Source organism: Bordetella sp. FB-8, from assembly GCF_000382185.1.
In the GTDB taxonomy this organism is placed as follows: Bacteria; Pseudomonadota; Gammaproteobacteria; order Burkholderiales; family Burkholderiaceae_B; genus Bordetella.
The window spans coordinates 1,942,909-1,964,622 of sequence record NZ_KB907784.1 but is presented as its reverse complement, the minus strand read 5'-3'; the positions used below and the strand labels follow the sequence as shown (position 1 = coordinate 1,964,622).

Below are 21,714 nucleotides of genomic sequence, written 5' to 3'. Positions count from 1 at the left end.
CAACCACCGTCGATTAAGGCTGGCTAGGATACGAGCAACATCGCTTTTGTCGAAAATGAGGTAATTCATGGTGCCATTACCTCATTTAAGCCTACCCAGTTACCTATTTTTGTACCACCGACATCTACCTTCAGAGATCGATCGGATTGTCTGGCTGTAGCAGTCATAAGAAAAGGAGGCTCAGCAGCCTCCCTTTAATTTCAAAAAATTTACTCAGTCCGCCCAACGTCACTGAACGTCCCGGAAGTCGCAAAACCGTCAGACGTTGAACGGGAAGAATGGGATACGAACCGCACCAATGCTTGATACCCGCTTTGGCATGGTCATTTCATACCCGCTTTTGAAAATCCGTCATACCACTGCCAGCCGTTCCACCGTGTCAGGGAATTTCTCGACCAGGCGGATCAGCAGGGCGGCCTGGGCGTTGGGCTTGGCCCGGCCCTGCTCCCAGTTTTCCAGGGTGCGGGGGTTGGTGCGCAGGTAACGGGCGAACACCGGGCGCGACAGGTGCAGGCGCTCGCGCAGGGCCAGCAGCTCGTCGGCTGTCACGTCCGGCGCCGGGTGGATTTCCACCTCGTGCGTGCGCAGCGTCTGCTTGCCGGCGCGCGCGTTCGTCAGGGCATCGAAGCCCTCGGCAATCTCTGCAAACAGGTTCCGCTTTTTCATCGCCTCGCCTCCAATTCCGCTTTCAACATACCCTTGAGCGCCTTCTTCTCATCTGAGCTCAAGTCGGTCATTTCGTCCTTGTCGTACAGGGTGAACAGCCAAAATTGCGAGCCGCCATCCCACCAGTAGTAGATCACCCGCAAGCCGCCTCGCTTGCCCTTGCCTCGGCGCGGGTCGCCGTGCCGCAGCTTGCGCAGGCCACCCGTGCCCTCGATCACGTCCCCGGCTTCGGGGTTCTTCATCATGGCCTCTTGCAGACCACGGAAACCCTCGTCGTCCAGATAGTCGGCCCGGTAGCGGGTGAAAGCGGGCAGTTCGACGAAGACAGCTTCCATCGCTCAAATTATACGCAAGTTGCGGATATATGCAATGGGCTTGCAGCACGGGACGGGCGGGCGTAGAGTGTGGCTAGCGGCGCCCGCCCAAGCTCTGGACGGCTTGAAACAGGCAAGGCAGTACCCCTCACCCAGTACTTTTCGCCATGAACCATCCGGGTATCCGGCTGCTCGTGAGCGACAAAACGCCCAGCGCCACGGACAGCGATATTGGAGCCCAACATGGCTACTTTCGTCTCGCCCGCCGCCTACGCGGCTTCTCAGACCCTGGCCGCCCAAGGGCTGTCGGTCAAGCGTTCCCACCTCTCCGAAGTTATCGCGACCCTGCTGGGCTACCGCTCCTACGCGGCCTTGATGGTCGAAGAAGCGGATGCCACCAAGGCTCTGCACCTGGACGATGCTGAAATCATCGTGCTCAACCAGGCGCTGGGCTTGGAGCGGGCCGCCGGCCTTAGCCTGCAAGGCCCGCCGACCGTTGCAGCTTGTGTGGCCGCACTGAAAGCAGCCGCCAACAATGACGATACGCAGGTGTTCGACGGCCTAGCCGAGTTCTACGACCTCCACGCCCGGCAAGAGCTGGTCGAGGCTATTGCCTTCGATGATGCCGTTGCTGGCGTGATGGCCGGGAGCAACGCCATATACCCTGACGATCCCGAAATCGACGACGAATGTCCGCTCACGGCAGACCTATGGAGCGCGGTCGATGAATGGCGTATCGAGGCCACCGGCAAGATGGTGGGCGAGTATGACCCCGAAGATGATCGCATGTTCAACGATGACACGCTGCATTGCCTTGGTTGGCTGGACTACCTGAAGGCTGGGCGAGCGGGTTTAGTGTTCTCGGAGAGCGGCGCCGGCGCGGAATCCGACGATAGCTGGCGCGACGATGAGGGCTACGGGGATCTGAGCGTTCCGCCGGACACCTCTGATAGCTTGGCCTAAGTCATAGGGGCGGGATGTTGATCTCGCCCCTACTTCGGAATCTATGGATTGACCAGGCCAAACTGAAGATTTGCCCACTGCCCTAAGACTGCTATAGCAACGCCAAGTAAAGGGAGTGTCCGAATTTTTGTGTAAACGGGGTATAGGGTTTACAGCGAGGGGACACGCTCGCCGAACAGGATGGTAAATCGGTTCAGCGCGGCCTTCCAATCCCGGATCGGATGCGTCCATTTCTGGCTGATGTTTCGCAGCGCCAGGTACAGCAGTTTGATCAGCGCCTCGTCGGTCGGGAACGCCGCCCGTTGCCGCGTCAGCCGGCGCAAGCTCATGTTCACGGATTCGATGGCGTTGGTCGTGTAGATAACCCTGCGGATTTCCGGCGGGTAATCGAAGAAAGGAATGACGCGCGCCCAGTTACGCTGCCAGATCGGGCTGATGGATGGGTATTGTTTGTCCCAGGCCGCCTCGAATTCCTTGAGCATGGTTTCGGCCTCGTCGGCCGTCGCGCAGGTATAGATGCGGCGCAGATCCTGGGCCACTTCCTTGCGCCGTTTCCAATGCACGTAGTTCAGGCTGTTGCGTACCATGTGCACGATGCACAGCTGCACGGTCGTTTTGGGGAACACGGCCTCGATCGCGTCGGGGAAGCCCTTGAGCCCATCGACGCAGGCGATGAAGATGTCCTGCACGCCCCGGTTGCGCAGCTCCGTGACGACCTGCATCCAGAACTTGGCCCCTTCGGTGGGCGAGAGCCACAGGCCCAGCACCTCCTTGTCGCCGTCCATGTTGATGCCGATGGCAATGTAGGCGGCCTTGGTGCGCACCGCGCCATCGCGCACCTTCACGTGTAGGCAGTCCATGTAGACGATGGGATAGACCGCATCGAGCGGGCGGCTCTGCCAGGCACGCACTTCATCGACCACGGCATCGGTCACCGTCGAGATCAGACTGGGCGAGACCTCCGTGCCGTACATCTCTTCCAGATGTGCCTGGATCTCGCGCACCGTCAGGCCCCGCGCGTAGAGCGACAGGATCTTGTCGTCAAACCCCGCCCAGCGGCGCTGGTGCTTGGGGATCAGCTTCGGTTCAAAAGTGCCGTCCCGGTCGCGCGGCACCTCGATGGGCATCTCGCCCTGCTCGCCCTTCAATATCTTGCGGCTGCGGCCGTTGCGCGTGTTGCCCGTCGGGTTCTCGACCGGTTCATTCTTGCCGTGACCGAGGTGTTCGGTCATCTCGGCATCCAGGGCCCGCTCGACTATCAGCTTGGTCAGCTGCTTGAGTATCCCGTTCTCGCCCAGCAGGTCTTCGGGCTTCTCGTAGTTCGCCAGCAAGCTATCGAGAAATTCCTTCGGTACGTCGTGCTTCTTCGTAGACATCGTGTTTCCAGGTCAGATTGCGGCAGTTTCCTGCCAATGACCCGTTTACACAAAATTCTGCACACTCCCTCTGGAACGGCGAAACCGAACGGCGTAAATTCATCTGAGCACTGGGCTTGAGGACATTCAAAATTAATTTCCTTCTTGTGCGGCTGCTTTCCAACTCTCCAGTTTTTCCGCCCAGTCTTGCATCATTACCCGTCGCTCATCCAGATAGGTGGCATGGTTGTATGTGCGCCGAACACTGTTCGGCTCAGCATGTGCCAGCTGCGCCTCAATGGCGTCAGGCCGGTAGCCCATTTCATTGAGCCGAGTGCTACCCGTGGTGCGCGTGCCATGCGGGCTGTACTTTTTTGCCCAGCCGAGCTTCTTGAGCGCCTGCCGCAGGGCTGCGTCGGCCATTGGGCGCTGGCGGTCGTCGCGGTTCGGGAAAACGAACTTCGTGTGCCCCGTGATCGGATGCATGGCCTTGAGAATTTCGACCGCTTGAGTCGGTAGTGGGACGACGTGCTCTCGCCGCGCTTTCATCCGAAGTGCAGGAATGGTCCAGAGCGCCTTTTCGAGGTCGAACTCGGCCCATTCTGCTTGGACGGATTCATTCGGGCGGCTGAGCGTCAGCCACATGAGCTGGAAGGCCTTGATGGTTTGGAAGTTGCCGCCATGTCCATCAAAGTCGTTCAGCAGCTGGCCGACTTCCTCTGCGCAGAGGGCGCGCTTGTGTTGTGTCTTGTTGGGCGGCAGCGCTTTGCGAACCGGCCAAACAGGGTCTGTGTCGGCCCGCAGGGTGGCTACCGCATGCTCGAAGACGCCAGACATGGTGCGCTTGGCTTCAGCTGCCACCGTGGGTGCGCCGCGCTTGACCGTCTTGTTGAGAATGTCGAGAACGTGGGCTGGGGTGATCTGACGCACCGGCAGCTTGCCAATCGATGGGAAGACCACGCGCTCCAGCATGTCGAGTCTGCGCTTCTTGGTTACTTCTTCCCAGTCCTTCAGGCCCAGCCACTCCTTGGCGATGGCCTCGAATGTGTTCGCTGAGTCTTGCTCGCGCTTGATGCGTTCGATCTGGCGGTTCTGGACGGGATTGATGCCCTCCTTGACCAGCTTCCGCGCCGCCTCGCACTTCTCTCTGGCCTCGCCGAGCGTCACGCTGGGGTAGTCGCCAAGTGCGAACCACGAGGCCTTGTCATTGAGCTTGAAGCGATAGCGCCAAGCCTTGATGCCGTTGGGTTTGATTTCTAGGTACAGCCCCTTGTAGTCATTGAGGCGGTAGATGCCTTCTCTAGGCTTGGCGGCTCGGCACTGGGCGTCTGTCAGCATCGTGAAGGTCTCCTGTTCGTCCTCAGGGCTTCATCGTATACACCTTCTTCAGTCCGGTGCAAGATCCATATACACGCCCGTATTCACTTGCGCAGCGCTATCAAGTGTCGTTGCATGCAACGAGCTGAAATGAAAAAGCCCCGTATCTGCGGGGCTTCGCGTCGTTTTCAGTGATGCACCTGCAAGCAGATGCAATCGCCTGAAATGGCTTGCTCGAATCAGACGTTAAACAAGAAATTCATCACATCCCCATCCTGCACCACATACTCCTTCCCTTCCGCCCGCATCTTCCCCGCTTCCTTCGCACCCGCCTCGCCCTTGTAGGCAATGAAGTCGTCGTAGGCAATTGTCTGGGCGCGGATGAAGCCGCGCTCGAAGTCGGTGTGGATGACACCGGCAGCCTGCGGCGCGGTGGCGCCGACCTTGACCGTCCAGGCGCGCACTTCCTTCACGCCGGCGGTGAAATACGTCTGTAGGCCCAGCAGGCCGTAGCCCGCGCGGATCAGGCGATCCAGCCCGGGCTCTTTCATGCCCATGTCGGCCAGGAAAGCGGCCTTGTCGGCGTCGTCCAGCTCGGCGATCTCGGCCTCGATGGCCGCGCAGATGGCCACCACAGGCGCGTTTTGCTTGTTGGCGTAGTCGGTCAGGCGGTCGAGCAGCGGGTTGTTCTGAAAGCCGTCGTCGCTGACGTTGGCCACGAACATCGCCGGCTTGGCCGTGATGAAACCGAAGGACTTGAGCGAGAACAGCTCGTCGGCATCCAGGCCCAGCGAGCGGATGGGCTGGCCTGCGTCCAGGTGCGTCTGGCAGCGTTCGAGCAGCCCCACCAGCTTGGCCGCTTCCTTGTCGCCCGAGCGCGCCGTCTTGTTGTTGCGATGGATGGCCTTCTCGATAGTCTGCAGGTCGGCCAGCGCCAGCTCGGTGGAGATCACTTCGATGTCGGCGATGGGGTCAACCTTGCCGGCCACGTGGATCACGTTGGTGTCTTCGAAGCAGCGCACCACGTTGACGATGGCGTCGGTCTCGCGGATGTGCGAGAGGAACTGGTTGCCCAGGCCCTCACCCTGGCTCGCGCCGGCCACCAGGCCGGCGATGTCCACGAACTCGACCACCGCGGGCACGATGCGCTCGGGCGAGACGATCTGGGCCAGCTTGGCCAGGCGCGGATCGGGCACCTCGACCACGCCGACATTGGGCTCGATCGTGCAGAAGGGGTAGTTCTCGGCCGCGATGCCCGCCTTGGTCAGGGCGTTGAAAAGGGTCGATTTGCCGACGTTGGGCAGGCCGACGATGCCGCATTGCAGAGCCATGGAAATCCTATATTTATCAATGCACTACCCAGTCCGACATGGCGTGGTGGAAGTGCCCAACCGGCGCTGGAGGGAGCTGAGAGAGCGGAGGTCGCGTGTGCTGGCGTGGATGTGGCAAACCCAGGCTGGATAGCAGGAATTTGTCCACCGAAAGGAGGATTTTAACCGGTTGAGCGCAGAGCCCTCACCGCACGCGAGAGCGCCAGAGATGCAGGGCATCTCAGCCGTCCAGCCAGATCAAGCTACCGTCATATGACCAATTCGCCGTCTCCACATCAAAGCGATACACGCCAAGCTCTTGATGCACATACTTGGCAACTGTGTCTAGCCGCTTAAAGATGCGGGCTTGGCCTCGATAGGCCTTGAGCGGAGCCTCCTCCATGCCTATCTGCACAAGTAAGAGGAAGCCCCCCGGAACTCCTCGGGCAGTTAGCTTTGAAATAGAGCCAGCCGAAGCCAACCCTCTGAGCAAAGAGGTGGAAAGCATTTTTTGCATGTGCGGAATTTAACTTTTGCACATGCAAAAATCCAGCATTGGCAACAGCGCACCACTACCGTATCATCAAGTGCTATAAAATGCGCCCTCTCCCGCTGGGCCGCAGCGAGGCCCTTGCAAGCCCAATACCCCATGGAAAACATGCCCGCCACTAAAGCTATCGACCTTTTTGCTGGCGCGGGAGGCCTCTCGCTTGGACTTAAAATGGCGGGATGGGATGTCCAAGTTGCCCTTGAAATTGATGCCGACGCGATTAATACCCATCGCGCCAACATGCCCGAAGTTCGTCACCTATGTGACGACGTTCGGGACGTTGATTTCGCTGAATTCAAGAATTTGGGGCTGGTGGCCGGCGGCCCTCCCTGTCAACCGTTCTCCGTTAGTGGCAAGCAATTAGGAATGAAAGACCTGCGAGACATGGTTCCGCAGTTCGTCCGCGCCGTAAAAGAAGCAAAGCCAACCGCCTTCCTAATGGAGAATGTCCACGGACTCACTACGGCAAAATTCAGGCCCTACCTGGAAAGCAAGATAAGGGAGCTTCGCAAGCTCGGCTATGACGTGCATTGGAAGGTTCTAAACGCCGCAGACTATGGTGTGCCTCAAAATCGGTTACGCCTCTTTATCATAGGCGTGCCCAAAGGTATTCCATTCGCATTCCCTGAGCCAACCCACGGGCCTCACAGCGAAGGACAAGTACCTTATGCAACCGTTCGGAATGCGATTCAAGGTGCACCAGTGGATACCCCGAACAATGCCAAGGTTGTTTATTGCAAAAACCCGATTCTGCGCAAAAGCCCGCATGCTGGCATGCTACTTAACGGCAAAGGGCGGCCGTTAAATCTCGATGGCCCAAGCCATACTATTCCAGCATCTGCTGGTGGCAATAGAACACATATCTTAGACCCCAACGGCGAACTCACGGCTTATCATCAGCATTTGGTCGCCGGAGGAAGCCCGCGAGTTGGAGAAGCAAAAGGCTGCCGCCGCCTTACCGTCAGAGAGTCGGCGAGAATTCAAACCTTTCCTGACTGGTTCGAATTCTCAGGGCAACGCAGTCGACAATATAGCCAAGTCGGCAATGCTGTTCCTCCCATGCTAGCCAAAGTTGTGGGTAATGCCTTGCGCTTAGCTCTTTTCGAATCACATCACGCAACTGAAGAACCCTTGATAGTTTAAAGCGCTCGAATCCTTAAGCCTCAGCTCCGATTCCTCTCACCTCTTGGCTCCATGCCCACCGATGCTGAGGGTCTGCTCCTTGTGCACCTAATGCCAACCCCACAAAGTGCAGGAAAGACTTGCGCCCGTCCTCGCCGAGAAGGGTGCAGGTCAATCGCAGGAAATGCTCTGCCTTTTCAATATAAATATTGAGTCCTAAAGCAAACTGCCGGGCGACAATTCGCTCGATCTGAGCCTTATCTTCTTCCGCACATGGCTCTTCCCTATGCCTGCGATGTACAAAAAACAGGAGTTCCTGAACACTTGATAACCTTGCCTTCTCAATGCTGGACTCAAGCTCTGCGATTGTTAACTCCCGGTCTTTTACCTCAATGGTGAAGATATTCCGGTCTCCCACAAAACATTCGACATCCCCCGCACTGTTCGAAGCCGCGTCCGCTGCATTAACATGGCGTGAGATGATTCGCTCGTAAGCGATACCCTTCGCCTGCAACGCCATAACCAATCCTTGAGCAACGGCCTGCAATCGCGCTCCACCCGAAGCCGTGTCCAAATAGCCAAGTAAGCAAGCAAGCGTATCCCCTAGACCCACACGTTGCGGAATCGGATACTCAAACGACTTGCCACTCATATAGCGGCGAAGCTGTGCCAGAATGAACTTGAGCCTATCTCTTACCTCATCTGGGGAACCAGATGCCTGGACTCTATCGAGAAGCCGCTTGACTGTATCGAACATGACTGGCCGACGCCGTGCGGCCCTCATCGCCTCATCGAAGCGAGGCTTGCGAAAAATGTTGTTGACGTAAGGATCACCCGACGTTCCAAGCGGGGCACCGATAGCCTTATGCCAAGGGACAACCACGCGCTTTGCAAACTCGCGCGGCTCCCATAAACCAGGTAATAATCCATCGCCCTTCTGAAGGCATAGCGCGTCCAACGAAAAGTCTGCCGCCTTCCCAGCCACCTGAATAATTACCGAATACTTCCAACCAATTTCTGGGTTTTCGAAAACTGTATATGCATCATCGGAAACGTCTCCCACAGGAAGTTGATCAATGGGAATCGCCTCCAACTCGATCCATAGCTCATTCAAAATACGATTGGCAATTCGTTCAAAGGAATTCAAGCCCTCTTCTGATCGGCTTCTTGGCATGGGTTTCTCCTAAGTAGCCGGATCTTAGCCGGTTGATTCTTACAGAACAACGCGCACCACGGGCATACGTTCTACAAAGTAAAAGCGGCCAGCCATGACGTGCAGTGGGCATATGGCGCATACTCGATCTAAAAACACATCCTCAGAGATGTTCGTCCGATGGCTAGTTCATGGACTTGGGTATCGGGGAGTGAGCAGTACTTATTGATTCGGCCCTTAAACAGTATCAAGCAGCGTACTTGACACGAGGATCGCGAAAGTAGGCTTTGACGCGTTCCGGCTCGCTGCCGATCACGGCCATATGTGCTTCAGTGGCGGCGCGAAGTTTGGCCTTGGTGCGTGCCGGTACCTTGCGACGGATAACGTGTTTGAGATCGGCGTTGAGACGTTCCTCCGGATTGAGTTCGGGGCTGTAGCTGGGTAGATAGAACACCTCCATCTGATCGACATGCTCGGCCAGCCACTGCTTGACCGGCTTGCAGTGATGCACGCCCAGGTTGTCCAGGATCAGAAACACCTTGCGCTCGGTGTCCGCGACCAGGGCCTCGAAAAACTCGATCAGCTTCTCGTGATTGAAATTGCCGTCGATGATCATCCAGCGCGCCTTGCCCTGGTTGGTCACGCTGGCCAGCATGGACAGCTTCTGGCGCGTGCCACCCACTGCCATCGCTACCGGCGTCTTGCCTTTGGGGGCGTAACTGCGGCCACGCACATCGGTGTTCACCAGCGCCGTCTCATCACCCCAGTGAATCTCCGCACCCTCTGATTTTGCGCGTTCGGCGATGCCAGGATAGGTTTCATCCAGCCACGTGCGCACGACTTCGGGCGACTGTTCATAGGCGCGCTTGATGGGCTTCTGCGGCGTGAAGCCCCAGCGCGCCAGATACTTTCCAACCGAGCGCAGGTGCAAGGTGATCTGGTAGTCGCGCTCGATCAGCTCCTTCACGGCGGCACGGCTCCACAAGGCGAACTCCATCTTCAGCTGCTCCGGACGGTTGTCGCAGATCGTCTGACCGATCGTGGCTTCTTGCTCGACGGTCAGTGCGCGTTTGTCGCCAGCGCTGCGGCCACGTTGACCTGGCGCCAGCGCCGCCATGCCCCCAGCGTTATAGCGGTCGATGATCTTGCACGTGGCTGAATAACTCAGTCCCACATCGCGCGCGATCTGCCGCTTGGTGAGCTTGCGCTTGTACGCCCGAATGACCTGGCGGCGGCGCTCGTGTTGTTCGGCCGGGCTGAGCCGGCGGGCGTCTTCGGTTTCCATGCGCTATCTGACCACAGCGCCAGCAATTAGTTCAGACTATTTATGGGCCTTATCTATAGTGAGGCCGGGTCATTGGCAGGAAACTGCAGGATCTGACCTGGAAACACGATGCCTACGAAGAAGCACGACGTACCCAAGGAATTGTTCGATAGCCTGCCAGCGAACTACGAGCCATTGGCATCAGCATGAGCGGCGACAAGGAAGTTCTGGCCCTGCGGCGGCGAGCCCGCCTCGGGCAGGCCGAGCGCTTCGACCGGAAGGGGAGACTTGAACGGGCGCGGCCTGGACGGGCGTGGGAAAATGGCAGAATCGGGCAAGGCTAAAGCAAGCTGCCCGCCGGTTACCCACAAAGGGCAAGATTTTAACCGAGTGACCAGGCCGCCGGAAAAGCAGGGCCATGGCTAGACCGCCGCCCGCTTTCCAGGCATACATGGATGCCCGGCTTGCCCGCAACCTCACTGGAGATCTCATGCGCTACAACCTACTCGGCCAGACTGGACTCTACGTTTCGGAACTGTGCTTTGGCACGATGACCTTCGGCGGCCAGGGCCACTGGGCCAATATGGGCCGCCTGCAGTTGGACGACGTGTCGGCGCAGCTGAAAACGGCCGTCGAGGCCGGCATCAACTTCATCGACACGGCCAACGTCTATTCATTCGGCGAATCCGAGACCCTCACCGGGCAAGCCATCAAGAAGCTGGGCCTGCCGCGCGATGAATTCGTCATCGCCACGAAGGCGACCGGCCCGATGCGCAGCGACGTGCCCAACGCGGTCGGCCAATCGCGCTATCACCTGATGAACCAGGTGAACGCGAGCCTGAAGCGGCTGCAGCTCGATCACATCGATCTGTATCAGCTGCACGGCTTCGATCCTCTGACGCCGCTCGAAGACGTGCTGTCGACCCTGAACGATCTGGTGCGCAGCGGCAAGGTCCGCTATATCGGCCTGTGCAATATGGCGGCCTGGCAGATCATGAAAGGGCTGGCCATTTCCGACAAGCGCGGCTGGGCGCGCTTCGAGAGCGTGCAGTCGTATTACACGATCGCCGGCCGCGACCTGGAGCGCGAAGTGCTGCCGCTGACGCGCGATCAGAAGCTGGGCGTGATGGTGTGGAGTCCGCTTGCAGGCGGCCTGCTCAGCGGCAAATACAGCGAGGACGGCAAGGCGCCGGTGGGCGCGCGCCGCGCCAATTTCGACTTTCCCATCGTCGACAAGCCGCGCGCGTTCCGCTGCATCGAGGCCATGCGCCCGATTGCGCAAAAGCATGGCGTGTCGGTGGCGCAGATCGCGCTGGCCTGGCTGCTGCACCAGGATGCGGTGAGCACGGTCATCATCGGCGCCAAGACGCAGGCGCAGCTTGAAGACAATATCGCCTCGACGAAGGTGCGCCTGGATGCCGACGACCTTGCCGCGCTGGATGAAGCGAGCAAATTGCCGCCGGAGTACCCCGGCTGGATGATCGGGTTCCAGGGGCAATACCGCGCCAAGGCGCCGGTCAAGGAATAAATAAATCGCTGCCGGGCCTCACGGATGCCTGCGGCATCCGATCGACTCAACCGTCGACCGCCAGCGAAACATCGATATATTCGGCCCGATCCAGATCCACGCCCTTGAAAGTGTCGCCATCGGTCAGGCGTAGAAATTCGCTCTCGATTTGCGTGTTTCCCATCTGCCCGGACACATCGTCCAGCAATAGCGCCAGCGTCTCGAAACCTTTGCCGGAAATATTCGCGATATTGAGCTGATAGCTCAAATCCGGGGCCTCGCCCTGCACAAGGCCGATGTCGATCACCTTGCCTTTTTCGTTGCGCAGCAACAGATGCGGCAAGTGCGCATAGATGCGGTAAATGCGCCATGGCGAAACCAGGGCGTCCGCCCCCAACCGAGACCGGGAACGTCCGTCCGCGACAAACTCACCGGGAGAAGCGAAGGGCTGCCGCTTGTTGGCGCCCAATAGCCGAGCCAGCCAACGCCACAATGCGCTCATCAGCGTTTGCGGCCCGAGTTGTGCCGTGGCGCCGTCGGCGCCGTATTGCCGGTACGATGCGTGGTCAATCGCACCGCCGACGGCGGTACCGATGCCTCGGCGGGTTTGGGCGGTTGCGATTTTTTCGGGGGAGTTCCGTTTCTGTCCATGATTGTGCTCCTGTATGAACTAGTTTTGTTTTGTGCGGTTTGGGTTTGAGGCGTGCTCATGCAGCGCCTGCGCCTGGATGCAAAACACCGCGGTTGGGCAGGCAAGCAAGCGCCCCAGGCCTATGGGTTCTCCGCTGTCCCGGCACCATCCATACGAACGGTTGTGTATGCGATTGATCGCGCTGTCGATTTCACGCATCCGGTGAAATTCGCGGCTGCACAGCAGCGTCGCCATTGCGTGCTCTTCTTCGACGCAAGCACAGTCAGTGGGGTCGGCGTGGGCTTCGTCGTCCCGCAAGCCGACCCGGATTGCCTGGGTGGACTCGAGAAACTCCGCCTTGGTTTTAATCAAGAGATTTTCGAAGAACGCGAGCTGGCGGACGGACATATAGTCTTTTGGGGGCGACTTCATCAGTTCGCCCAGCGTCGGCGGCATGGTGGGAGGGCGAGCCCGATAAGCGGGCATGGGCTGATTGCGCATAAGGATTCCAATTTCCAAGATTTCAACCGCAGGACCGGTATCGGACTGCGGCATTGAGCGCCTGGCGAAAGTGCCTTTTTATGGCGATACAGCGCCTGGCTGGCCGGTTCCATCGATTTCGAAAAACCGCCGCATGTTGCGATTTCGGCGGAATGGTTTTTTCTCGGGCCGCGATTTCTTTGACTTTGAGTTAAACGGCCAAAATTCGCCTGCAAATCAATGAAACTATAAAGTCAGCTTACGCCTCTTTCCGTCGCTGCAGCGCCTTTATTCATTTGCTTTCAATTGATACCCGAAGCCCTGCCCGCGGCGACCACGCACTGCATCAATGGCTATGCCGATGATGGATGTCCGGAAAATGCGGGTGGCTGTGGGTGATGGGTTCATGGCGATGCGGATGGCTATGCGGCTCGCTGCCGTCCCAATCCGCAGGGTGCTCGTGCTGGTGATGTGCATCGTGCACATGACGATGGCCATGCTCGATCACCTCGTGCGTGTGCGCGTGCCCATGCCGTTCGGTGAGATGCAGCCAGACGCCCAGGGCCATCAAGGCGGCCGCCAACCAGAACTGCCATGAAACCTGCTCGCCCATAAACAGCAGCGCGATGGCCGCGCCGACGAAAGGCGCGGTCGAGAAATAGGCACCCGTGCGCGACGAGCCCAAACCTCTTAGGGCCAGCACGAACATCACCAGGCTGATGCCGTAGCCGAACAGGCCCAGCGTCATCGCAGGCAAGACCCGATGCGCGGACGGCAATGCCGCGCCCAGCAGCAGCGCCAGCGCAACGTTCACCACGCCGGCCACCCCCCCCTTGCAGCCGGCGATAAAGAGTGCGTCCGACGCTGACACCTTGCGCGTCAGATTGTTGTCGATGGCCCAGCACAGGCAGGCCGTGGCGATGGCCGCCGGCCCCTGCCAGCCGGACTGCCCGATCCGGCCGTGCGGCCACGCCAGCAGCACGCCGCCGGCGACGATGGCCACCATGCCCAACACGATGCGGCTATCCGTGTTCTCCTTGAATGCGATCCAGGCCAGCAGCGCCGTCAGCACGGCCTCGAGATTGAGCAGCAGCGAAGCCGCCGCCCCTGTCGTGCTGGTCAGGCCGAACATGAGCGCAACGGGGCCGAGCACGCCGCCAAAGCCGATGGCGCCCAGCAGCCAGGGCCATTCCGCCGCTTTCAGGCCGGACGCTTGCCAGCCGCGATCGCGCGCGAAACGGATGATCGTCAGGCCCAAGCCGCTGCCCAGATAGAGCAAGCCGGCCAACAAGATGGGCGGCACGTCCGCGGTGAGCACCTTGGCCAGCGGCGTGCTGGCGCCGAACAGCACCGCGGCCAACAAAGCGTAAAGGATGGATCGATTCATAAGACACGCCCTACGCTTTCAAAACCCACAGGGCAGCAATTGTTTTGTCAACGCCGGCTTTCAAGCGCCATGCGCACGGCCAGACCCGCAAGCACCGTGCCCATCAGCCAGCGCTGCGCAGTCTGCCAGGAAGGCCGCCTGGCCAGGAACACCGCGATGGACCCCGCCATCATGGCGATCACCGCATTGACACTCAAGCTGATGAGAATTTGCGTCGAACCCAGCGCCAGCGATTGCATCAATACGCCGCCGTGGCCGGCGGGACTGATGAACTGGGGCAACAGCGACAGGTATATGACTGCGATCTTGGGGTTGAGCAGATTCGTCACAAAGCCCATGGTGAACAGCTTGCGCGGACTGTCCTGGGGCAGGTCGCGCACCTGGAAGGGCGAACGCCCGCCGGGCTTGACGGCCTGCCAGGCCAGGTAGAGCAGGTAGAGTCCGCCTGCGAATCGCAAGAGATCGTAGGCATACGGGACGGCCAGCACCAGAGCCGTTATGCCGAACGCAGCGCACAGCATATAGAAGACAAAGCCCAGCGCCACGCCGCCCAGGGAGATCAGCCCCGCGGCCCGACCCTGGCAAATGGAGCGGGAAACGAGATAGATCATGTTCGGCCCGGGCGTGAGCACCATGCCCAGGGAAATGAGGGCGAAGCCGATCAGATTCGAAAGTTCGGGCATGGAGGTCTCCAATGGGCCTGGGGCAAGATTAACCCAAGGCCTGCGCCATCGCCGCGACGACCGCATCCCAGGTCCCGGGTTCGGTCTGGCGAAACAAGCGCAGGGTCCCGGGATACCAGGGGCTGTCCTCGCGCTCGCGCAGCCAGCGCCAGTCGACGTTCAGCGCCGGCAGCATCACCCAGCAGGGCTTGCCCATCGAGCCGGCCAGATGGGCGACGGCGGTGTCCACGCTGATAACCAGGTCGAGCTGCTCGATGATGGCCGCGGTATCGGCGAAATCGGCGATGTCCGACCCCAGGTGCAGCAAGGGCTGCCCTGGGGGCGGATTGCGGGCCTGGTCTTCGCCCGGACCTTTTTGCAGGCTGACAAAGCTCAGACCGGGCACGCGCCATAGCGGCTCCAGGATCGCCAGCGTGGATAGCGAGCGGCCTTCGTCGTTCAGATTGGTGACGCTGCCACGCCAGGCCAGGCCGATCTTCTTGCCGGGCAGCGGCGCCAGCCGTTCGCGCCAGGACTGGATGCGTCGCGCATCGGCGTGCAGGTAGACGGCGGGCGCAATGGTCTGCAACGAGGTATCCAGCCAGCGCGGCACAGTCATGACAAAGGTCTGGTAGTCATGCCCGGGCATCAAGCCCACGGCATCGTTGACGTCGACCACATCGATTCCGGGCATGCCGGCGCACAATGCCCGCAATTCGGGAAAGCAGGCCAGGGTGATGCGGGCCGCGCCCTGGGCTTTGAGCACGGGCAGAAAACGCCCGAACTGAATCACGTCGCCCAAGCCCTGCTCGTGCCAGACCAGCAGCGATTTGCCCGCCAGCGGCTCGCCTTGCCACGGCGGGCATTGCGGCCCCAGGCCGGGGTGCAGGCTGTGCCGCAGTCGCTTCTTGGTGCGGTGACGCAGCTCGTAGAACGGCCAGCCTTCGGCCAGGCGCCCCGCGCCCAGCAGAATCATGCCCAGGCCGAACTGGGTCTCCGCATAGCCCGGACGCAGGGCCAGGGATTCGCGCAGGGCGGCCTCGGCTTCGGGCAGGCGACCGAGCTGGCCCAGGGCCGTACCCAGATTGTGCAGCACATCGGCCATTGCAGGCTGCGCGGCCAGCGCTTGCCGATAAGCATCCACCGCCTCCCCTAGCCGGCACTGACGGTGCAGCACGGCGCCCAGGCGCTTGAGGCTCTCGGCATGGTCCGGCTGCAGCGCCAACGCCTGCCGATAGACGATCTCGGCTTGCCGCGGCAGGTCGCGCCTGGCCAGAACCGAAGCCAGTTGCCGATGCGCTTCGACCATTTCGGGCCGCAAGACGATCACCAGCTGGAAAGCCACCTCGGCTTCCTGCAGCCTTTCCATGGCGACCAGCGTCATGCCCAGGGCGTAGTGCGCTTCGACATAAAGCGGCCGCAGCGCAATGGCCTGGCGCAGGGCGGCCTCGGCCTGCGCGTGCGCGCTCAGGCAGTTGAACAGTGCTCCCAGATTGTGGTGCAGTTCGGGCAGTTCGGGCCGCAGGGCCAGGGCGCCCTGGCAGGCCCGGATCGCCTCGGGCAGCCTGCCCAGGGTGGTCAGCATCAGGCTCAGGCCCATATGGGCTTCGACGCACCCGAGATCCTGCGCCAGAACCCGCTCGTAGGCCGCGGCGGCCTGCTCGATGCGGCCCTGCGCGCCCAGGCGCATGGCTTCTTCCAAAGCGTTCTGCGATGATTCGGCGCCGGAAAATGTGGACATGGATGCACGGCTCGGTCTGGAATGGGCTAGACGGGAACGTTCCCATATTGCGCGCGCAGCCTTTATGATGAAAAGCAGTCATCCCGCGCGCTTATTCATTGCTGAAAAGGAATCCTCCATGTCTCTGAACGTCGCCGTCATCGTCGGCAGCCTGCGCAAAGCCTCCTTCAACCGCTGCGTGGCCCTGGCGGTCAAAGAACTGGCCGCGCCGCGCCTGAACCTGGACATCGTCGAGATCGGCGACCTGCCGCTCTACAACCCGGACCTGGACGAAGACGCCCCGGCTCCCTGGACGCGTTTTCGCGGTGAAGTGGCCAAGGCCGATGCCGTGCTCTTTGTTACCCCGGAATACAACCGCTCGATGCCGGGCGCCATGAAGAACGCCATCGACGTGGGCTCGCGGCCCTATGGCAAGAGCGTATGGCAGGGCAAGCCGGCAGCCGTCATCAGCGTGTCGCCGGGCCTCTTGGGCGGATTCGGCGCCAACCACCACCTGCGCCAGCCTCTGGTGTTCCTGGACATGCCTGTCCTGCAGCAGCCGGAAATGTACCTGTCCAAGGCGGGCGATTTCATCGGCGCCGACGGCAAGGTCAACAACGACGCCACCCGCGACTTCCTCAAGAGCTTCTCCGGCAAATTCGCCGACTGGATAGAGCGGATCCGCGCCGGCAACTGACGCGGATCCGAAGGCGGCCTCGGCCGGCGCCGCAATACGCTCTACACTGCGCCGCATGCCGCAATCTTCTTCCCGCATCGCCATCGTCGGCGGCGGCCCAGCAGGACTGGCCGCCGCCGAAGTACTTGCCGCCGCCGGCGTACACGCCGATCTGTTCGACGCCATGCCGTCGCTGGGACGCAAATTCCTCATGGCAGGCCGCGGCGGACTCAATCTCACCCACAGCGAACCGCTCGATCGCTTTCTGTCCCGCTACGGCGAGCGGCAGGCCGAGCTCGGGCCCCTGGTGCGCGCCTACCCCCCGCAGGCGTTGCGCGATTGGGCGCATGGCCTGGGCATCGAGACTTTCGTCGGCACCTCGGGACGCGTGTTCCCGCTCGAGATGAAAGCCGCTCCGCTACTGCGCGCCTGGGTGCATCGCCTGCGCGCCAACGGCGTTGCGACCCACGCCCGCCATCGCTGGACAGGCTGGGACGAAGCAGGACGGCTGCGCTTTGCTACGCCCGCCGGCGAGACCGCGCTCGAGCCCCGAGCCGTGATCCTGGCGCTGGGCGGCGGCAGCTGGGCCAAGCTGGGATCGGACGGCGCATGGGTGCCGACACTGGCCCGGCATGGCGTGGACATCGCGCCGCTCAAGCCCGCCAACTGTGGATTCGACATCGGCTGGTCGGCGTTCTTTCGCGACAAGTTCGCCGGCGCGCCGCTGAAAAATGTGCAGGCCAGTTGCCCCGCCGCGGACGGCACGCTCCTGCAGCGCCGCGGCGAATTCGTCGCCAGCGAACACGGTGTTCAAGGTAGCCTGATCTATGCCCTGTCGGCCGCCCTGCGCGACCGGATCGAACGCGACGGCCGGGCGGTGCTGACACTGGACCTGCTGCCGGACCGCGCCTTCGAGCGCGTGCTGGCCGACACGACCCACCCGCGCGGCGCGCGCTCCTTGTCCTCGCACTTGCAAAGCCGCGTGGGCATCGCCGGGGTCAAGGCCGCGCTGCTGCGCGAAGTGCTGGATCGGGACGCCATGCAGGACGCCGAGCGGTTGGCCCGCGCCATCAAGGCGCTGCCGCTGGTGCTGACGGCCGCCCGGCCGATGGACCAGGCCATCAGTACCGCCGGCGGCGTGCGCTTTCAAGCGCTGGACGACCATTGCATGCTCAGGCGGCTGCCCGGCGTCTTCTGCGCAGGCGAGATGCTGGACTGGGAAGCGCCCACCGGCGGCTATCTGCTGACCGGCTGCATCGCCAGCGGCCGGGCGGCGGCGCAAGGCTTGCTGCGCTGGCTGGCAAGCTGAACGATAATCCGGCGATACCGTTCAAAAACTGGAGGCAATACGAGTCATGCTGACGATCAGCCATTTCGAACTTATCTTCCGCCTGGTCCTTGCCGCGCTGCTGGGCAGTGTCATCGGCTTCGAGCGCGAACGGCTCAACTGGGCCGCGGGCCTGCGCACGCACATGTTGGTGTGCGTCGGCGCCTCCCTCATCATGCTGGTGTCGATCTTCGGTTTCTCTGACGCGCTCGGCCAGAAGGACGTGACCTTGGATCCGTCGCGCGTGGCAGCACAGGTGGTGTCGGGCATCGGCTTTCTGGGCGCCGGGTCCATCCTGCTGCGCGGCGAAGTCGTGCGCGGGCTGACGACGGCGGCCAGCCTCTGGTCCGTCGCCGGCATCGGCCTGGCGACGGGCGGCGGCCTATACACGGCCGCCGGCTGCGCGACGTTCATCATCCTTGTCATCCTGGCCGGCATCAAGCCCATCGAACGCCGCTTCATCTCCGTCAAGCAGCAGCGCAGCCTGCATATCCTGGCCGATCGCGGCAGCATCTCGCTGGACACCGTACATAGCGCACTCGGCACCAGCAGCGTGCGGGTCAAGCAATTCATCATGCAGCAGTCCGAGGAAAGCCCGGACTTTGACGACGTGCGAATCGCCTTGTCGCGTACCTCGACCGACGATTTCGACATGCTCTGCAGCAAGTTCAAAGACATCCCGGGCGTGCGCGAATTCCGCCGCGATTGAACGGTTCACTGGCTGTCCCATGCCCTTTCCCGCCCACATTGATCTGAACGAACAGGCAGAACAGCGGGTCCGCAGCGGCGCCGAGCTCATCGCGCAAGGCCAGGCACGGAACGCCATCCTGGTGCTGCGCCAGGCACTGGCCTTGCAGCCCCGCATGGCCGACGCGCATTACCACCTGGGCCATGCGCTGCAGCAGACCGGCCAGCCGCAGCAGGCCCTCAATGCCTACCAGCAGGCCCTGAGCTGCAACGATTCCCATGCCCCGAGCTGGCTCAGGCTGGCCCAGCTGTACCGGGAGGATGGCCGGCTCAACGATGCCGTGTCGGCCTACCGGCGCGCGCTGGCGCTGCGCTCTGACCTGCCCGACGTGCATCACGACCTGGGGATGCTGCTCGATGACATGGGCCAGCATATCGAAGCGGAGTCGGCGTACCGGCAGGCCGTCCATCATCGGCCCGGCTATGCCCAGGCGCACCAGGACCTGGGCACGCTGATGGTCACGCTGGGACGCCTGCCCGAGGCCGAACAAAGCTACCGCCTGGCGCTGGCGCTGCAGCCGCAATCGTCCCTGGCCCATGCGTGCCTGGCTTGCGTGCTGATTCTGCAGAACCGACTGCCTCAGGGCGAATCGCACTACCGCAAGGCCGTCGCGCTCGACCCCGGCAACACCTCCTTGCTGGAGCATCTGGGCGCGGTTCTGCACCGCCAGAACAAATTCGCGCAAGCCGAAGGCGTTTACCGCCGCGTGCTGGCCCTGACCCCGAACGACTGGAACACCTGGAGCAATCTGGGCGTTGTTCTCGACAATCTCAATCGCCTATCCGAGTCCGAGGACGCGCTGCGCAAGGCCTTCGCACTGCGCCCCCAGTCTCCCGACATTCGTTTCGGCCTTGGCTTCGTTCTGCTGCGGCAAGGCCGGCTGGCCGAAGCCTGGCCTCTGTACGAATCGCGCTACGACTCGCAGCGCCAGACCCTCACCCGCTGGCCCGTTCCCACCACGCTCAATTACCCGCAATGGCAGGGCGAATCGCTGCAGGGCAAGTCGCTGGTGCTCTGGCAGGAGCAGGGGTTCGGCGACATGATCCAGTTCGCTCGGTATCTGCCGCGCCTGAAAGCGCTGGGCGCAAGCCGCATCGTGCTGGTGTGCCAGACGCCGCTCAAGCCCCTTTTCGAAGGGCTGCCGCACGTCGATGCCGTCGTGGGCACCGGCAAGACGGCCACGATGGACGATGCGCTGGCGCTGGCCGGGTACGACTACTGGACTCTGATAATGAGCCTGCCCCGTCTGTTGAACACGGCAACGTTCGACGACATTCCTCCGGCGGTCTACCTGCAGCCGGATTGCGCGCGCCTGGAGCGCTGGCGCCGACGGCTGGACGGATTGACCGGCCTGAAGGTCGGCCTGACATGGAAAGGCAATGCCCAACACCTGAACGACGCCAATCGCTCCTTGCCCAGCCTGCGCGCGCTGGCGCCGCTATGGCAGGTGCCCGGCGTGAGCTTGATCAGCGTGCAGAAGGGCCAGGGCGAACAAGAGGCCTGCCTGCCCGCGCAAGACCAGCCGCTCGTGCATCTGGGCTCGGACATTGTCGACTTCGCCGACAGCGCCGCGATCATCGCGCAGCTGGATCTGCTGATCTGCGTGGACACCGCCGCAACTCACGTGGCAGGCGCGCTGGGCGTTCCCTGCTGGGTACTGCTGCCCATCGAGGGCACCGACTGGCGCTGGATGCTCGATGGTGAAACCTCACCCTGGTATCCCGGCACGATGCGGCTTTTCCGCCAGACGTCGCTGGGCGACTGGGACGGCCCCGTGGAGCAGTTGCGCCAGGCCCTGCTTATGCGCTGCCTGGAAAGAAATGCAGTGTCGCCACGATGACCAGCACCGGCCCTGCATTGAACAGGGCGTGCAGGGCCATCGATGCGCCGATGCCGCGGCGCGTGCGCATCCAGCCCAGCACCAGGCCGGTGACCCATTGCGGCAGCACCAGAAACGGCAATAGCCAGAGGGTGGTCCTGTCCAAGAGGAAGTTGTGCAGATGGACCGCCGCGAAGATCACCGCCACCAGGTGATAGATCGCGCCGTAGACACGCACGTACTCGCGGCGCCAGGCGCGGGCCCAGTGTCCATGGGCAATGCGCCCGCGGCGCAGGGGCCGCCAAGCCGCCAGTAGCACGATCGCCAGTACGATCCAGCCCAATACGCGCAGCGGATTCATCACCAGCACGACAGCCAGCGGCACCATCCACCACGCCTGCCCGGGCCGGCGCATGCAATAACGAAACAACAGCTCCTCGGCCACCGGCGCCCAGAGTATGGCGATGAGCACCGGCACATGCTCGGCGTCCAGGCGATGCTCGGCGCCCAGTTTTTGCGCCACATGCAAGGATAAGGGGCCGAAAAGCGCCGCATTGACGAGCCACAGCACCGCGGCCCAGGCCAGCAGGCGGCCCACGGAGACGCCCGGCCACCAGTCGCTCTTGAGGCTGCCGCTCGCCCTGCGTCCCGGCGAGCGGCGCAGATCGGGATGCCGCAGGAAACGCCAGAAATCGGCCAGATCCTGTCGAAAAGTAGGTGGCGCGCAAATGGCTCGGGTCATG

21 protein-coding genes are annotated in these 21,714 nt (G+C 61.7%); 7 read left to right on the top strand and 14 right to left on the bottom strand.

Annotated elements, in window-relative coordinates; genetic code table 11:
• Window positions 1-351 precede the first annotated feature (351 nt).
• Both H143_RS0109415 and H143_RS0109410 read right to left on the bottom strand, forming a co-directional pair.
• Window positions 352-666, bottom strand: coding sequence for a DNA-binding transcriptional regulator (locus H143_RS0109415; RefSeq protein ID WP_019937990.1), 315 nt, complete (start codon window positions 664-666; stop codon window positions 352-354).
• Window positions 663-1,001, bottom strand: a complete 339-nt coding sequence (locus H143_RS0109410; protein WP_019937989.1) for a hypothetical protein — start codon at window positions 999-1,001, stop codon at window positions 663-665. Before H143_RS0109410 ends, H143_RS0109415 begins: the two co-directional genes overlap by 4 nt.
• A gap of 222 nt (window positions 1,002-1,223) precedes the next feature.
• Here H143_RS0109410 and H143_RS0109405 point away from each other — a divergent pair, with 222 nt between their 5' ends.
• Window positions 1,224-1,943: a hypothetical protein gene (locus H143_RS0109405; RefSeq protein WP_019937988.1), complete on the top strand. Its 720-nt coding sequence runs from the start codon at window positions 1,224-1,226 to the stop codon at window positions 1,941-1,943.
• A gap of 149 nt (window positions 1,944-2,092) precedes the next feature.
• On the opposite strand, the gene H143_RS0109400 is transcribed toward H143_RS0109405, so the two are convergent.
• The 4 genes from H143_RS0109400 to H143_RS0109385 all read right to left on the bottom strand — a co-directional run bounded on the left by H143_RS0109400 (window position 2,093) and on the right by H143_RS0109385 (window position 6,442).
• Entirely contained in the window at window positions 2,093-3,319 is a 1,227-nt protein-coding gene (locus tag H143_RS0109400) for an IS256 family transposase (protein ID WP_019937987.1), read from the bottom strand.
• 132 nt (window positions 3,320-3,451) lie between these two features.
• Window positions 3,452-4,636, bottom strand: coding sequence for a tyrosine-type recombinase/integrase (locus H143_RS0109395; RefSeq protein ID WP_019937986.1), 1,185 nt, complete (start codon window positions 4,634-4,636; stop codon window positions 3,452-3,454).
• A gap of 218 nt (window positions 4,637-4,854) precedes the next feature.
• On the bottom strand, window positions 4,855-5,946 hold the full coding sequence (gene ychF, locus H143_RS0109390; RefSeq protein WP_019937985.1) for a redox-regulated ATPase YchF: 1,092 nt from the start codon (window positions 5,944-5,946) through the stop codon (window positions 4,855-4,857).
• 220 nt (window positions 5,947-6,166) lie between these two features.
• A complete protein-coding gene (locus H143_RS0109385) occupies window positions 6,167-6,442 on the bottom strand; it encodes a hypothetical protein (protein ID WP_019937984.1) in 276 nt (91 codons plus the stop codon).
• A 132-nt stretch (window positions 6,443-6,574) separates the two neighbouring features.
• On the opposite strand from H143_RS0109385, the gene H143_RS22025 reads away from it, so the two are divergent.
• Window positions 6,575-7,618 carry a DNA cytosine methyltransferase gene (locus H143_RS22025; protein ID WP_026349880.1) on the top strand — a complete coding sequence of 348 codons (1,044 nt, stop codon included), beginning with the start codon at window positions 6,575-6,577 and terminating at the stop codon, window positions 7,616-7,618.
• 13 nt (window positions 7,619-7,631) lie between these two features.
• Here the strand turns inward: H143_RS22025 and H143_RS0109375 are convergent, their stop codons facing one another.
• Window positions 7,632-8,744, bottom strand: coding sequence for a restriction endonuclease, SacI family (locus H143_RS0109375; RefSeq protein WP_196801293.1), 1,113 nt, complete (start codon window positions 8,742-8,744; stop codon window positions 7,632-7,634).
• A gap of 253 nt (window positions 8,745-8,997) precedes the next feature.
• Window positions 8,998-10,035 carry an IS630 family transposase gene (locus H143_RS0109370; protein WP_019937982.1) on the bottom strand — a complete coding sequence of 346 codons (1,038 nt, stop codon included), beginning with the start codon at window positions 10,033-10,035 and terminating at the stop codon, window positions 8,998-9,000.
• 469 nt (window positions 10,036-10,504) lie between these two features.
• Between H143_RS0109370 and H143_RS0109365 the strand changes: the two genes are divergently transcribed.
• Window positions 10,505-11,542: an aldo/keto reductase gene (locus H143_RS0109365; protein WP_019937981.1), complete on the top strand. Its 1,038-nt coding sequence runs from the start codon at window positions 10,505-10,507 to the stop codon at window positions 11,540-11,542.
• Window positions 11,543-11,588: 46 nt separating this feature from the next.
• Here H143_RS0109365 and H143_RS0109360 read toward each other — a convergent pair whose 3' ends face one another.
• From H143_RS0109360 to H143_RS20335, 5 genes are all read right to left on the bottom strand, one after another.
• Window positions 11,589-12,023 (bottom strand): hypothetical protein, encoded by a 435-nt coding sequence (locus tag H143_RS0109360; RefSeq protein WP_019937980.1) that lies wholly within the window; start codon window positions 12,021-12,023, stop codon window positions 11,589-11,591.
• Between the two features lie 168 nt (window positions 12,024-12,191).
• Window positions 12,192-12,653 carry a TraR/DksA family transcriptional regulator gene (locus tag H143_RS20340; protein WP_196801292.1) on the bottom strand — a complete coding sequence of 154 codons (462 nt, stop codon included), beginning with the start codon at window positions 12,651-12,653 and terminating at the stop codon, window positions 12,192-12,194.
• Between the two features lie 325 nt (window positions 12,654-12,978).
• The gene (locus H143_RS0109350; RefSeq protein WP_019937978.1) at window positions 12,979-14,019 is read right to left on the bottom strand and encodes a DMT family transporter; all 1,041 of its coding nucleotides are present in this window, start codon (window positions 14,017-14,019) and stop codon (window positions 12,979-12,981) included.
• 47 nt (window positions 14,020-14,066) lie between these two features.
• A complete protein-coding gene (locus H143_RS0109345; RefSeq protein WP_019937977.1) occupies window positions 14,067-14,702 on the bottom strand; it encodes a LysE family translocator in 636 nt (211 codons plus the stop codon).
• A gap of 28 nt (window positions 14,703-14,730) precedes the next feature.
• Window positions 14,731-16,422, bottom strand: a complete 1,692-nt coding sequence (locus tag H143_RS20335) for a tetratricopeptide repeat protein (protein WP_019937976.1) — start codon at window positions 16,420-16,422, stop codon at window positions 14,731-14,733.
• Between the two features lie 118 nt (window positions 16,423-16,540).
• Here H143_RS20335 and H143_RS0109335 point away from each other — a divergent pair, with 118 nt between their 5' ends.
• The 4 genes from H143_RS0109335 to H143_RS20330 are packed head-to-tail and all read left to right on the top strand — an operon-like array spanning window position 16,541 to window position 20,992.
• Window positions 16,541-17,098 carry an NADPH-dependent FMN reductase gene (locus H143_RS0109335; RefSeq protein WP_019937975.1) on the top strand — a complete coding sequence of 186 codons (558 nt, stop codon included), beginning with the start codon at window positions 16,541-16,543 and terminating at the stop codon, window positions 17,096-17,098.
• A gap of 55 nt (window positions 17,099-17,153) precedes the next feature.
• Window positions 17,154-18,386, top strand: coding sequence for a TIGR03862 family flavoprotein (locus tag H143_RS0109330; RefSeq protein ID WP_019937974.1), 1,233 nt, complete (start codon window positions 17,154-17,156; stop codon window positions 18,384-18,386).
• A 46-nt stretch (window positions 18,387-18,432) separates the two neighbouring features.
• The gene (locus H143_RS0109325; RefSeq protein WP_019937973.1) at window positions 18,433-19,113 is read left to right on the top strand and encodes an MgtC/SapB family protein; all 681 of its coding nucleotides are present in this window, start codon (window positions 18,433-18,435) and stop codon (window positions 19,111-19,113) included.
• Window positions 19,114-19,132: 19 nt separating this feature from the next.
• Window positions 19,133-20,992 (top strand): tetratricopeptide repeat protein, encoded by a 1,860-nt coding sequence (locus H143_RS20330; protein WP_019937972.1) that lies wholly within the window; start codon window positions 19,133-19,135, stop codon window positions 20,990-20,992.
• Here the strand turns inward: H143_RS20330 and H143_RS0109315 are convergent.
• Window positions 20,952-21,713 carry a type II CAAX prenyl endopeptidase Rce1 family protein gene (locus H143_RS0109315; RefSeq protein ID WP_019937971.1) on the bottom strand — a complete coding sequence of 254 codons (762 nt, stop codon included), beginning with the start codon at window positions 21,711-21,713 and terminating at the stop codon, window positions 20,952-20,954. The two genes, H143_RS20330 and H143_RS0109315, sit on opposite strands and share 41 nt — an antisense overlap.
• Window position 21,714 lies beyond the last annotated feature (1 nt).

Excerpts from the sequence above, each read along its gene's own strand:
- H143_RS0109395 (WP_019937986.1), bottom strand. The coding sequence starts at position 4,636 with ATGCTGACAGACGCCCAGTGCCGAGCCGCCAAGCCTAGAGAAGGCATC.
- H143_RS0109315 (WP_019937971.1), bottom strand. The coding sequence starts at position 21,713 with ATGACCCGAGCCATTTGCGCGCCACCTACTTTTCGACAGGATCTGGCC.
- H143_RS0109400 (WP_019937987.1), bottom strand. The coding sequence starts at position 3,319 with ATGTCTACGAAGAAGCACGACGTACCGAAGGAATTTCTCGATAGCTTG.
- H143_RS0109345 (WP_019937977.1), bottom strand. The coding sequence starts at position 14,702 with ATGCCCGAACTTTCGAATCTGATCGGCTTCGCCCTCATTTCCCTGGGC.
- H143_RS0109330 (WP_019937974.1), top strand. The coding sequence starts at position 17,154 with ATGCCGCAATCTTCTTCCCGCATCGCCATCGTCGGCGGCGGCCCAGCA.
- H143_RS20330 (WP_019937972.1), top strand. The coding sequence starts at position 19,133 with ATGCCCTTTCCCGCCCACATTGATCTGAACGAACAGGCAGAACAGCGG.
- H143_RS0109370 (WP_019937982.1), bottom strand. The coding sequence starts at position 10,035 with ATGGAAACCGAAGACGCCCGCCGGCTCAGCCCGGCCGAACAACACGAG.
- H143_RS0109365 (WP_019937981.1), top strand. The coding sequence starts at position 10,505 with ATGCGCTACAACCTACTCGGCCAGACTGGACTCTACGTTTCGGAACTG.
- H143_RS0109405 (WP_019937988.1), top strand. The coding sequence starts at position 1,224 with ATGGCTACTTTCGTCTCGCCCGCCGCCTACGCGGCTTCTCAGACCCTG.
- H143_RS0109385 (WP_019937984.1), bottom strand. The coding sequence starts at position 6,442 with ATGCAAAAAATGCTTTCCACCTCTTTGCTCAGAGGGTTGGCTTCGGCT.
- H143_RS0109350 (WP_019937978.1), bottom strand. The coding sequence starts at position 14,019 with ATGAATCGATCCATCCTTTACGCTTTGTTGGCCGCGGTGCTGTTCGGC.
- H143_RS0109335 (WP_019937975.1), top strand. The coding sequence starts at position 16,541 with ATGTCTCTGAACGTCGCCGTCATCGTCGGCAGCCTGCGCAAAGCCTCC.
- H143_RS0109415 (WP_019937990.1), bottom strand. The coding sequence starts at position 666 with ATGAAAAAGCGGAACCTGTTTGCAGAGATTGCCGAGGGCTTCGATGCC.
- H143_RS20340 (WP_196801292.1), bottom strand. The coding sequence starts at position 12,653 with ATGCGCAATCAGCCCATGCCCGCTTATCGGGCTCGCCCTCCCACCATG.
- H143_RS22025 (WP_026349880.1), top strand. The coding sequence starts at position 6,575 with ATGGAAAACATGCCCGCCACTAAAGCTATCGACCTTTTTGCTGGCGCG.
- ychF (WP_019937985.1), bottom strand. The coding sequence starts at position 5,946 with ATGGCTCTGCAATGCGGCATCGTCGGCCTGCCCAACGTCGGCAAATCG.
- H143_RS0109325 (WP_019937973.1), top strand. The coding sequence starts at position 18,433 with ATGCTGACGATCAGCCATTTCGAACTTATCTTCCGCCTGGTCCTTGCC.
- H143_RS0109410 (WP_019937989.1), bottom strand. The coding sequence starts at position 1,001 with ATGGAAGCTGTCTTCGTCGAACTGCCCGCTTTCACCCGCTACCGGGCC.
- H143_RS20335 (WP_019937976.1), bottom strand. The coding sequence starts at position 16,422 with ATGTCCACATTTTCCGGCGCCGAATCATCGCAGAACGCTTTGGAAGAA.
- H143_RS0109360 (WP_019937980.1), bottom strand. The coding sequence starts at position 12,023 with ATGAGCGCATTGTGGCGTTGGCTGGCTCGGCTATTGGGCGCCAACAAG.